Source organism: Providencia sp. PROV_01 (assembly GCF_053098325.1).
This window is the reverse complement of record NZ_JBRFKD010000002.1, coordinates 526213-538805: the sequence shown is the minus strand read 5'-3', so window position 1 is coordinate 538805 and position 12593 is coordinate 526213. Positions and strand designations below refer to the sequence as shown.

Below are 12593 nucleotides of genomic sequence, written 5' to 3'. Positions count from 1 at the left end.
ACAATGTCTGAAAAAGTCTTGATCAAATATCAAGCATTAAGTGCCGATAGATACCACAAAACTATGACTCAACAAGCTCAAAAAAAGGCAAGTGAGTATTACCAACAAGCGAAACAACAGCAAGAAACTATCTATCAAAGTGCTTATCAGCAAGGTTATTACGACGGCATTAAACAACTATTAACTGACTTTATTCACGTATTAGAAACCAGTGAAATTCAGTACCAAGAAAATACCAGTCAAAGCAAAGAACAGCTGATGAAAATATTGAATGACATTTTTGGTAATAATGAGCTACAAGAGGTGGTTGCTGTTTATTTTGAAAAGCAATATGCAAAAGTGACAAATACCACATTACATCTACCAGCAAAAATGCAAACTCGTATTGCCCAAAGCGGCTCTGATATGAAATTTTCAACCGCTGCTGATAATACAATCGCCTTAGAGGTTGATAATAAAATTACCTATTTTTCCCCTATTACCGCCTCTAAAAATATTTTTCCTCATGTATTTTCTGTTCCAACACAATGCCAAATTTTAAAAATGCATAAAAAGACCTATCAAAACTTAATAACCACAATAAATTCAATACAGGAAGAACACAAAGATGCTGGTCAATTTACAAGCTAAGGCTATCAGTCCTCAACATAGCAGATCTCAAATTCACACTGAAAACATTCAAAATAAAATGACTTCATTATGGCAGAAGAAAAATATGGATAGTAAAAAAATAGATTTTTCCCCTAAAGAAAAAAATAAAATTAACAAGTTTATTGATGAACTTAAGTCAAAAGAAGATAGAAAAGTATTTTTTTCTCACGTATTTAAGACGATGATTACATTAGGTAGAGATGAAAAACAAAACTTTATTACCGGTGTTAGTCAAATATTACAATCATCAAGTGACCCTGAGCTAGTTTCATTAAATAAAAAATTTAATCGCTCGCTCAGCCATTATATGGCTATCAGTTTGATGAGTGCTCCTCTTAGCAACCAACTTCGTCATAATATGACTAACATTAATTTAGAGGGTAACGATAATGAGGAAGACGAACTACTAATCTAACATTAAATTTCTCTCCCCCCTTATCATTTACTTATTTCCCATCGACTAATATTTATAGGTTTGGTATGTTTTTTTAATATGCTAAGCCTATTTATTTGACAAAAACAAATAAATATAAAAAATATAAATAAAAATTGATATATACAACCCATGAATATAGTTTAAATTCTCCCCATCAAAACACATGAACCCAATATCAAAAAACGATTTTATTTTCTAAATATTCTGACTAGCCTCGTTTTTTTATATTGGAATACATTTCATCAACAGTTAGTATAGGTATAGATTATGACCGATTTATCAACAATAGATAATTTTATGGATAACATTGACTATAGTGAAAAAGAATCAATGATTCTCTTGTCTGGGCATGTAGTATATGACCCACTCAAGCGAACACTTTCGCGTGAAAAAAAAGTCGTTAACCTTTCAGAAAATGAATCATGCCTTCTTAAATTATTACTAGTAAAAACAAATAGTAAAAGAGAAGTTATGTACGAGATTTGGGAAAAAAGAGGCACTATCGTGACTGAAAGTAGCTATTACAAGCTAGTCAGACAATTGCGACAATCCTTTAAAAAAATTGATCTAGATGAAAATTTAATTATGACTTTACCTCGCATTGGTATTTTATACACAGGGGAAAAATCAGAAATGCCGATGCTTTCTAAATACGATGCCAAGAAAAGTATTTACACCTATATGCGATATTTTTTTCAGAAGATTTTTATTCGTTAATCACTATAATTAGATTTCGCCAAAGAGAACATTTAATGTTGAATATTAACCCCAACTTTTCAAAAAAACACATTTTTTCAATATTCATATTTTTTATAACTTTCATGCTATCCGCTTGTAGTAATAATTTAATGAGTTATTTTACTCAAACTCCCACTTATCATATCAATGGTAATATTTATTCACATTCTTACGATATTCCTGAAAATGCCACAATCACACTGTCGTTGACGTCAATACTACAGAATGAAAACAATGCAAAGTCTAATCTTGATTACAGTTTCAAATCACAAAGTGCAGGACGTAGTATCGCATTTACCGTCGCTCTTCCTGAAGAATTTCAATCCAAACGATATACCTTAGGAATGAGTGCAAGAATTGAAAAAGATGGTGAATTAATCATGATGAGTAATAAATTGAGCCCAATACCTGAGAACTTATCTGAAATAGTACTACTTCCGGTGGCTGCCATTCAGCAATAGTAACACTCATTTCATCAAGACCAATTAAAAATATTCTATCCCCTCTTAATGGGGAATTATATTTACCGGCACTCATTGAGTTCTTCTAATAAACGCGGAAAATCTGCCACCGAGCTTTCAATGGCTCGTTTTGCCAAACTTTCTAGTGCGCTAAATAGCTGTTCAGCCTCTTGTTCTGGCAAGTCCGCTGCTAAATAATCATTCCACTTATTTAGTTTGTAATTTAACTCATTCACAATCGTTTTGCCGCGTGATGTCAACGAAACATGATAAACCCGTTTATCAACTAAACTATTCGTTTTAGCAACCCACCCCTTAGCTAAAAATTTGCTCACTCCTCGAGTCGTTACTGATTTATCCACAACCATGGCTTTTGTAATCTGCTCTAGGGTTGACTCATCATACTGATCAATATGCAAAATCATCAAACACTCAATGGCATTGATACCATAAGGCTCCCCCATCCACTTCATATAATGATGAGCAGCTCGGCTTATCACCCCAAATACTCTGGCTTGTTCTGTACGCATAATGCCTCTTTAGTTGATTTTATCAACTAATTAGTTGATAATTACCGTGACTTTAGTTGATATTATCAACTAATAAACCATTTAACACGCAAAATTTACTCATACTCAATGCTACAAAACATCACTTTTTTGCACCGTTTAGGGTTTAATCCTATACGCTTTCGTTTTGCGGTGATTACGGCTTGTGCCTCAATTGCTGCTCTATTTATTGCTCAATATTTGCAGCTTATTCACCCACAGTGGGCAGCCATGACCGTCTGGGCCTCTGCACAACCTTGGCGCGAAAACTTACTGGAAAAAAGTTGGTGGCGTTTCGCGGGAACAGTCATTGGCGTGCTAGTTGGCGTAATATTAATTCAACTACACATTATCAACCCGCTATTATTTATCGTAGGGCTGGCATTATGGTTAGGAGCATGTAGCGGTATTGGTCAACTGCAAAAAGGCTTTGTGGCCTATGGTACCTTTTTAGCGGGTTATTCCGCGGTCATGGTCAGCATGCTAAGTGTCCACATTACAGATAACCTGTTTATGGTCGCTTGGGATCGGCTATGGACTATCCTTGTTGGCGTTCTTTCCGCAGTAGTTTTCAATTTTTTATTTACACCAAAACGTGAACAAGAACCCGTTATTACACTTAAAAACCAGGTTGATACACTATTTTATCAAATTTTGCATCGCACACTTGAGAAAAAAAAACCAATTAAGTCACAGGAAATTGACCAACTCTGGCAAGTGATGACAAGTTATGAGGAAATTCTAGAAACAAATCGCATCGGCTGGCATTACCACCGTAAACAAGTTGCTAAAGCACGTCAAAAACTTATGTTTCAAAGCCAAATATTATTACACCTAGATAAATATCAATCCATTGCACCCTTTTATTTTCCTGCACAAGAGCCAACGAATACGCAATGGAAACATATTTTATCATTGTGCCCTAATGGGGTACTTAAAACGCTATTAGTCCCGCTTTACTATGCTACTTTTGGTACGTCAATCAAGCGGATAAATAAAATCGACAAATTAAAACTGCATCAAAATAAAATCTCAGCATGGCAGGCTTTTGCTCGTTCTTTTGTTACAATAGGCGCCGTCGGTGTTTTATGGTTCTGGACACAATGGCAAATGTTGGCTTACCTCATTCTCGGCCTTTCCGTGATGTTGGCTCTATTCGCTTCCCTTGATCACCCCGCAAGATTCATGAAAAATATTTTCACAGGGCAATTTTTTGGTGCTATTGCTGCGTTAATCTGTATGTGGTGTTTATGGCCCTTTACTTCTTCATCTTGGCAAATGACCTTTCTCATCATTCCTGTGATTATTAGCGGCATTGTGATTTTTTCTCATAATCGCTTAATTTTAATCGCTTTTGATTACATCATGGTTTCGTTGATTTTACTGCAACCGTCTTATCCTTTTGCGCTTTCATTCCCTCAAAGCATAGGTAATGCCATTGCGATAGTTTCAGGCCCATTAGTTGCAATGGCCGCTTTCGCATGGATTTATCCCACCAGCCCTAAAAAACGTTACCAGCAATTAATTTATCTTTCAGAACAGCAATTTAAACAGGGAATTACAGCTCTAATCCAAAGCCATAAACCATCTACAACTCAGTTTATCCACCGCTTATTTAGTGGATTATTACTAGCAAAAAAAGCAAATTTCTCGCCCTCACCTATATTCGATTTTTTTATCACTCGGCAAAGCATTTGGCTGTACCTACTTATTTTACAAAAGCAATTTGCACATCATGCATCAAAGAAAAGAGCCCTTATTGCACTTGAAAAACGTATTCAACAAAACCGGTTTGATTTGAAGAAAATTTCCAAAATTTTTAGGCATTTACAGCATAACGAAAGTGATAATGAAGAGATTGAGCAACTCGAGAAATATGTGAAACTCTATATGAAAAAGGAATATTGCCAAAAATAAGGCAAGAAATAATCTGAGTTTAACCAATTATCTAAAGATAAATATCCCTATACATGGAAAGCCAAAGAAATGTTGTTTGCTAATAACTACGATTTGAAATTTGCTGACGGGCTACAGCTTATTATTAATGGATTAGAAAATTAAGATTCTAAGGGCAGCATTACGATGCCCTTAATACTTTATTTCAGGCCTAGTCGTTTAGCTAGTCGATGTAAGTTAGCAATATCTAAAGATAATTCTCTAGCACATGCAGACCAATTATGATGGTTTTGTTCCAGTACTTGTGTAATGACTTTACGCTGAAAGTCATCTGTTGCTTCACGTAAGTTTTTAGTTAATGGTATTGCTTTCTTTGAGGTTTCCGTAAACTCATACTCATTGTTATCAAAGATAAAATATTGAGGCTGTAAGATAATATCGCCAGTGTCAATTGAGGCACGAGCAAGAACAACAGCACGATGAATCGCATGTTCCAATTCACGTACATTGCCAGGCCATGAATAGTTGAGTAAATACCGTTGTAATGAAGAACTCAGTACCACACTAGATAAGCCAAAACGCTGACGATATTGCTCACAAAAATATCCGGCTAATAAAATAATATCTTCACCACGTTCCTTTAATGGGGGAACAAGTAGAGGAAACACGCTTAAACGATGGAATAAATCTGCCCTAAACCGCCCCTCTAATACTTCTTCACGTAGATCACGATTAGTTGCCGCTAATACACGGACATTAACGCGTAAACTGCGGTCATCACCAACACGTTGAATATCACCATATTGCAATACTCGCAGTAATTTTGCCTGTAATGCTAATGATAACTCTCCAATTTCATCTAAAAATAAAGTGCCATTATCCGCCATTTCAAATTTACCACTACGGTGACTAATTGCTCCCGTAAAAGCCCCTTTAACATGGCCGAATAATTCACTTTCTGCCACGCTCTCAGGTAATGCCGCACAGTTTAAATAAATAAGAGGATACTCTGCTCGAAGGGATTTTTCATGAATGGATTTAACAACTAATTCTTTTCCTGTTCCCGTTTCTCCGCTAACCAGAACATTTAATTCTGACGCAGCAACAATATCGATTTCCTTTTTTAATTGTTGCATACGAAGAGATAAACCGATGATTTCGGTTTCTCCTGAAGGTTTAAATCGTATAGGTTTACCCGACAATATATTTTGGTTTTCAAGCTGTTCAATAAGTAATGCATTATTTAATGCCCCAGCAGCTAATGCAGCAATTAACCTAAGTGACTCATTGCTAAATGCATTGAATTGATCAGGTTCCATGCCATCTAATGTTAATGCACCAATAAGATTTTGCCCCGCATACAAAGGTAAGCCGACACAAGCATGGACTTTTAGATGCTGATGATGAGGAATTAACCCATCGTATGGATCAGGGAGCTGGCTATCCGCAGGAAAACGTACTACATCGCCAGCTCTTGCAATTGCTTCAAGCCGAGGGTGTCCCGCCAAAAAGAATCGGCGGCCTAAAACATCAGCCATTAATCCATCAATTGCTAAGGGAATAAATTGACCTGGTTCATAGCGCAATAACGCACAAGCATCGCACCCTAATGATTGCCTTAATGTGGTAATCAAACGCTGAAACCGATCTGCATGTTCCATACCATCTTGTAACTCTATTGCGATCTTTGCTAATGCTTCAACAGAAAAACCCATGATCTACTCCCCATAGTCAATTTGACAACAAGTATAGTCATAATGACGATTATTGATACAGTCATTATGACTATAAATTAAAAATATTTATTTAAATTTATCTAAAAATCAATTGGTTAAATATTGGCATGAATATTGATTATATCTTCCTATACTTTAAAAAATACAGGATAAAATTAATATGGCGATTCATGTAAAAAATAATATTCATTGGGTGGGTCAACGTGATTGGGAAGTACGTGACTTTCATGGAACCGAATATAAAACATTAAAGGGAAGTAGTTATAATAGTTATTTAATCCGCGAAGAAAAAAATGTCCTTATTGATACTGTCGATCATAAGTTTAGTCGTGAATTTGTTGAAAACTTACGCTCACAAATTGATTTAAATGATATTGACTATATCGTGATTAACCACGCAGAAGAAGATCATGCCGGTGCATTAACTGAATTAATGCGCTTTATTCCTAATACCCCGATCTATTGCACCGCCAATGCTATTGATTCAATAAATGGTCACCACCACCATCCCGAGTGGAATTTTAAGATCGTTAAAACAGGCGATACGCTCAATATAGGTAATAATAAGCAATTGATTTTCATTGAAACTCCAATGCTACATTGGCCTGACAGTATGATGACTTATTTTACTAAAGATGCAGTGCTTTTTAGTAATGATGCTTTCGGGCAGCACTATTGTGATGAGCGATTATTTAATGATGAGGTCGACCAAAATGAATTATTTGAGCAATGCCAGCGCTACTATGCCAATATTCTTACACCATTTAGCCGCTTAGTAACGCCAAAAATAAATGAAATTTTAGGCTTTAACCTACCTGTCGATATGATAGCCACGTCACACGGGGTAGTATGGCGTAATAACCCAAATCAAATCATTGAATTATATTTGAAGTGGGCAGCAGATTACCAAGAAGACCGAATCACTATTTTCTACGATACCATGTCAAATAATACCCGTTTAATGGCGGATGCAATCGCTCAAGGCATCAATGAAGCCGACCCTAACGTCGCCGTTAAAATATTTAACGTTGCACGCAGTGATAAAAACGACATTATTACTCATGTTTTCCGCTCCAAGGCGGCGTTGGTCGGTACCTCAACCATGAATAATGTCATGATGCCCAAAATAGCAGGTATGCTTGAAGAAATTACTGGCTTACGTTTTTTAAATAAAAAAGCCGCTGCTTTTGGGAGTTTTGGCTGGAATGGTGGCGCTGTTGATCGTGTTCAAACACGTTTGATGGATGCCGGTTTTGATACCGCATTATCTTTAAAAGCAAAATGGAAACCAGACACAAAAACATTAGATGACTGCCGTGAGTATGGACGTAATATTGCTCGCCAATGGGCATTACCTGCATAAATTAACTAACAAAGTAGCATCAGAATTTTATGATTTTTTAGAGGATACCTCATATGCAATTTAGAGATAAAACACTTGGACAGCTCGCATTATCTATTCCTAGAGCCTCTTCTTTATTCCGCCAATATAATATGGATTACTGTTGTGGTGGAAAACAGACTCTCAGCCGTAGTGCAGAAAAATTAAATTTAGATATTGACCTATTAGAAAGCCAATTAGCTAAATTAGCCACAGAAACGTTAGAAAAAGACTGGCGTAAAGCTCCGCTCGGTGAAATTATCGATTTTATCATTATTCGCTATCATGATAGGCATAGAGAACAATTACCTGAGCTTATTTTACAAGCACAAAAAGTTGAACGCGTTCATGCAAATAAGCCAAGCGTGCCAAAAGGTTTATCAAAATACTTAGAAGCATTACTGGAAGAATTAACTAGCCATATGATGAAAGAGGAACGCGTTTTATTCCCTATGATAAAAAATGGAATGGGCAAAAACGCGGCAGGCCCAATTAGTGTGATGGAGCAAGAACATGATGATGCTGGTGATATCTTAGAGGCCATTAAAGGCATTACCGATAATGTTACACCGCCACCAGAAGCCTGTACTACCTGGCGTGTATTGTATAATGGTATCAATGAATTGATTGATGACTTAATGAATCATATTAACCTAGAAAATAATTTATTATTCCCAAGAGCACTCGCTGGCGAATAAACACATAACGGCCTATTTATATAATAGATAGGCCGTTATTTTAAATATTTTTATATAATATACTAAAAATACCTATTGATATTGTTGCTTAATTTCTTGGGCAATTGCTAATCCACGTTTTGCTTCTTTTTCAGCAATTTCGACAGATAACCCAATATAAGACCTTGGGTCGAGCATGGCTTTAATTTCTTCATTACTGAACGCTGCTGATATCACACTGTTTTTGGTTAAATTAGTGTAGAAATCCTCCCCATCCGCTGCCGTTTTAATAGCTTCTTCATACAGAAGGGAATGAGCTTTATCTTTACCTAATTTTTCCGCCATCTTCATCATGACATATTCAGTATTATCAAGACCTTTATTTCTCAATACATTATGAAGCATTCTCTCTTCATGTGGCACAATCGTCCTCGAAAGCTCCTCTGTTCTTAATAAAATTTCTGTGGTTAATTCCAAAGCTTCTTCGATTAACCCATCAAATAACATATAAGAACTACTATCTCCTTCATAAGGCCTTACCGCGGAATACATACCAACACTTGGTAAGGAATATAATTTCTGCGAGTTAGCGATAATTCCCTTTGCCAGTTTCGGGTTTATTTTATGTGGCATAGTACTACTGCCTACTGTTCCTTTGGTAAACCCTTCAGAAACTTCTGCAATTTCTTCTAACGTTGTGCTATAGACCTCTTCGCCGATTTTATGGCAAATATTCGCCATTAGCGCTAAATTTGCCATATATTCAAGTTTATGGGTGCTCAAATTTCTGGATGGTACTTCCATGGCTTCCATCCCCACCAGTTCAGCGACACGTTTTTGTACCGCCATTCCAACCTCAGGCATCGAGTTAAAAGCGCCAACTGCACCGCCCATCATAATAGTGAATACGCGCTTTTCACACTCTTTCATTCGCTGATAACAGTCAATAAAGTCACTGATCCACACTGAAACCTTATAGCCATAGGTTATCGGAATTGCATGACGCCCATGGGTTCTTCCCGGCATCACCATATGTTTGGTTTTTTCAGCCAGATTCGACAAGTTTTCGATGATTTCACCCAATAACAACATAAATTTATGGTGTACGGTTTTCATCATATACAGCTGTGAACTTTGCTGAATATTTTGTGTGGTAATACCATAATGGATATATTTACCGCTTTCCTCAGAGCAAGCATTCACTAAAACCTTTAAGAAAGGTACGAAACCATGGCCTATTTTTTGGTAAATACGGCTCATTTCTTCAAAATCGATATTTTCGATTACGGCCTTTTCTTTAATTTCATTTGCCGCTGATTGAGGAATAAATCCCAGTTCAGCTTGAGCTTGGGCCAACATGGATTCAAACATTAACCAAGTAGAATATTTTGCTTCATCAGACAATAAGTCTTTAATTCCACGGTCATCAATAGTTTTACTTTTAGAATCGTATAATGCTCTCATTTCGTATCCTTTCTTTATTTCTTCATTGCTTCATCAACAGCATTGCGAACGAACTCAACCTTTGGTCCATATACGACATGGACGTGGTTTGCCGATGGAAAGAAGAATGCGGTACATCCTGATTCCAACATTAAATCTTTATCAATTTGGTTAACTTCTCCAACATCAATACGCATACGAGTAATACAGTTATCTACGTTACGAATATTTTGTTTTCCACCTAATGCTTGGATTAAAATTTCTGCGATTTCGCCGTAGCGTTTTTCTTTAATTAAAGTATTTTTCAGATTACTAGATTCTTCACGACCAGGAGTTTTAATATCAAATTTAATAATTGCCCAGTAGAAAATAAAGTAAGTGACGACGGCTAAACAGCTACCGATAATAACAAGGAAGATCCAGTTAGTGTGTTCGTACAGCAGACCAAAGATAGTAAAATCAAAGACGGTTCCACGAATATAACCGATACCAACCTCAGCCAATGAAAGTAACACCGCACCAATACCGACAATAATGGCATAAATTAAATACAGTAATGGCGCAATGAATACGAAGGTAAATTCGAGTGGCTCTGTGACGTTACCAAGCATTGCCGTTAATACCATGGTGACAAGCATGGATTTCACTTCTGCGCGGTTTTCTTTCTTCGATGTTTTATATATAGCAAGAGCAATCGCAGGGAAGAGGAACAATGTAACCAACATTTGTTGCTGCGCCATAAAGCGAGTCAAACTTGGCATCATCGCCCAATATTCGCTATCCGGGCCTTGGTTAAATAGCACTTCAGTTAATGCAGGGACAACACCAACAAAGGTTTGGCCATCAATAATATAAGTACCACCCGCTTCAGTGAATCTAAACAAAACGTTCCATACATGGTGTAAACCAAATGGAATAAATAAACGTTCGCCTCCAGCCGTAAAAAATGGCCCCACTGGACTTAAAAATACCGCAGAGAGTTTCATTAAACCTTGAACTAATACTTCCCAAATAAACGGTAATAACGCTCCCACCCCAATCATTAAGCCTATCATAATAATAGAAACGGATTTTTTACCGGAAAAGAAAGCGAATGCGGTCGGTAACTCAAGGTTATAAAATTTATCGGTGGCCCAAGCGGCAATCAAACCAGTAATAATCCCTCCGGCAGCACTGATATTTAAAGTTTGTATGCCAAGAACTTTAATTTGTCCCACTTGACCCATCATTGCAGGGTCTGCAAGTTTGCCGGTAAGGACTAGCCAAATATTCATGGTGATGATCAGCGATAAGTAACCGACTACCGAGGCAAAGACAGCAATCCCCTTATCTCGATGGCTCATCCCATAGGCCACACCCATTGCAAAGAGCAAGGGAATATTATCAAAAATAACACCTGCGATTGAACGAATACTGACAAGTAATGCATTAACCGTTTCATTTCCAAGAAAAGGAAAACGTGCAATCATATAAGTCTGCACTAATGCACCACTGATACCCAATATCATACCAATAGGGGCTAATACACCTATCGGAAGGAGTAATGTTCTCCCAAAGCGTTGAATAGATTCACCAAACTTTTTTCTGGCCATACTGTTTCCTTATGACTTCTATTATTAGAATTAAAGGCATACTAGCTTGGGGGGGTTATAAAAGAAATGATGTCACGGTTTTAAAAATTATCTTAGGTCATAATTAATGACCTAGGTCATTTTAATACAAAACTCATTGCCAAAAATAAAAATGAAAGACAGGTGAAATTTTTTTAGGAAGTAAAAAAGGAAGTTTAAAGTAGGTTTTCTAATTCATTGATAAGTAAATCAACTAAAATAAAAAAGCCAATTCTGGATTTGGTATCATCCCTTTTAGTATCAAAATTATCGGCAAAACAAAACAGAGTATTATCAGTATAAGTGGTTAATTCATTGGTATTAAAAGCGGTCATGCTAATAATATTCGCCCCTTTTAATTGCACAATTTTTGCTGTTTCAATAATTTTTTTTGTTCCACCAGATAGCGAGATAAAAATGACAGTGTCATCTTTGCTAACTAATCGAGTGAAAGAGTCAGATAAATTGTAGTCATTAATGAAAAAACAGTGTAGTCCTAACGCAAATAGCAAATGCTCAAGGTAATAACCAACCGCTTTGCTTGTTCCTCTTGCAACAATAAAAATATTTCTCGATTTATGTAGTATTTTAGCACAATCACTAATTTGCTCTTCATTAATTAACGTAAAGCTTTTATTAATATTTTTTTCGAGTTGTTTTTTATAAGATGACGGGATAATTTTTTCAGTTTTATTTTTTGTTAAAATATAATTATTAATCTGAAATTTAAGCTCTTTAAACCCACTAAACCCTAATTTTTGCGATAAATTAATGATAACTGTTTTAGAAACAAAGGTTTTAGCAACCAGCTCATTAATATTTAAGTAAGGGATATCCGTAATGTTATCAGTCAGGTATTTTAAAACTTTTTTTTCGCTAATGGTTAAATTATCGTAATTTTTTAAGAAATCCAACATATCCCCCCCCTTAATCAGCCTAATTAACCCAGAAGTCATTCTTTTTATGATAATAAAGTCAATATAGGCAACCAATCGATTGATTATACGTTAAATGAG

Annotated in this window: 11 protein-coding genes and 2 pseudogenes; 8 read left to right on the top strand and 5 right to left on the bottom strand. The window is 36.2% G+C overall.

Annotation, left to right across the window (positions count from 1 at the left end):
- Positions 1–3: 3 nt before the first annotated feature.
- The 4 genes from ACU696_RS03240 to ACU696_RS03225 all read left to right on the top strand — a co-directional run bounded on the left by ACU696_RS03240 (position 4) and on the right by ACU696_RS03225 (position 2286).
- Positions 4–630, top strand: coding sequence for a hypothetical protein (locus ACU696_RS03240; RefSeq protein WP_051128869.1), 627 nt, complete (start codon positions 4–6; stop codon positions 628–630).
- Positions 608–1066: a hypothetical protein gene (locus ACU696_RS03235; RefSeq protein WP_164528250.1), complete on the top strand. Its 459-nt coding sequence runs from the start codon at positions 608–610 to the stop codon at positions 1064–1066. The genes ACU696_RS03240 and ACU696_RS03235 overlap by 23 nt, the downstream gene beginning before the upstream one ends.
- A 318-nt stretch (positions 1067–1384) precedes the next feature.
- Positions 1385–1804 (top strand): winged helix-turn-helix domain-containing protein, encoded by a 420-nt coding sequence (locus tag ACU696_RS03230; RefSeq protein ID WP_115168233.1) that lies wholly within the window; start codon positions 1385–1387, stop codon positions 1802–1804.
- A gap of 131 nt (positions 1805–1935) precedes the next feature.
- Complete coding sequence (locus ACU696_RS03225) at positions 1936–2286, top strand: YbaY family lipoprotein (RefSeq protein ID WP_162617353.1); 351 nt, start codon at positions 1936–1938, stop codon at positions 2284–2286.
- Positions 2287–2348: 62 nt separating this feature from the next.
- Here ACU696_RS03225 and ACU696_RS03220 read toward each other — a convergent pair whose 3' ends face one another.
- Positions 2349–2816 (bottom strand): MarR family winged helix-turn-helix transcriptional regulator, encoded by a 468-nt coding sequence (locus ACU696_RS03220; protein ID WP_110731507.1) that lies wholly within the window; start codon positions 2814–2816, stop codon positions 2349–2351.
- 108 nt (positions 2817–2924) lie between these two features.
- Between ACU696_RS03220 and ACU696_RS03215 the strand changes: the two genes are divergently transcribed.
- Positions 2925–4751, top strand: coding sequence for an FUSC family protein (locus ACU696_RS03215; RefSeq protein ID WP_272513464.1), 1827 nt, complete (start codon positions 2925–2927; stop codon positions 4749–4751).
- A gap of 36 nt (positions 4752–4787) precedes the next feature.
- Positions 4788–4895, top strand: a pseudogene (locus tag ACU696_RS03210) (TetR/AcrR family transcriptional regulator C-terminal domain-containing protein); the annotation flags it as partial.
- Positions 4896–4930: 35 nt separating this feature from the next.
- Here the strand turns inward: ACU696_RS03210 and norR are convergent.
- On the bottom strand, positions 4931–6445 hold the full coding sequence (gene norR, locus ACU696_RS03205; protein WP_109912307.1) for a nitric oxide reductase transcriptional regulator NorR: 1515 nt from the start codon (positions 6443–6445) through the stop codon (positions 4931–4933).
- Positions 6446–6626: 181 nt separating this feature from the next.
- Between norR and norV the strand changes: the two are divergent.
- Together norV and ytfE are read left to right on the top strand one after the other, a co-directional pair.
- Positions 6627–7820: pseudogene (gene norV, locus ACU696_RS03200) on the top strand (anaerobic nitric oxide reductase flavorubredoxin); the annotation flags it as partial.
- Between the two features lie 62 nt (positions 7821–7882).
- Positions 7883–8545, top strand: coding sequence for an iron-sulfur cluster repair protein YtfE (gene ytfE, locus ACU696_RS03195; RefSeq protein ID WP_196719960.1), 663 nt, complete (start codon positions 7883–7885; stop codon positions 8543–8545).
- 72 nt (positions 8546–8617) lie between these two features.
- Here the strand turns inward: ytfE and ACU696_RS03190 are convergent, their stop codons facing one another.
- The 3 genes from ACU696_RS03190 to ACU696_RS03180 all read right to left on the bottom strand — a co-directional run bounded on the left by ACU696_RS03190 (position 8618) and on the right by ACU696_RS03180 (position 12494).
- The gene (locus ACU696_RS03190; RefSeq protein WP_004266207.1) at positions 8618–9988 is read right to left on the bottom strand and encodes a class-II fumarase/aspartase family protein; all 1371 of its coding nucleotides are present in this window, start codon (positions 9986–9988) and stop codon (positions 8618–8620) included.
- 14 nt (positions 9989–10002) lie between these two features.
- Positions 10003–11559: a PTS transporter subunit EIIC gene (locus tag ACU696_RS03185; RefSeq protein ID WP_004266208.1), complete on the bottom strand. Its 1557-nt coding sequence runs from the start codon at positions 11557–11559 to the stop codon at positions 10003–10005.
- Positions 11560–11753: 194 nt separating this feature from the next.
- Positions 11754–12494, bottom strand: a complete 741-nt coding sequence (locus ACU696_RS03180) for a MurR/RpiR family transcriptional regulator (RefSeq protein WP_109912305.1) — start codon at positions 12492–12494, stop codon at positions 11754–11756.
- Positions 12495–12593 lie beyond the last annotated feature (99 nt).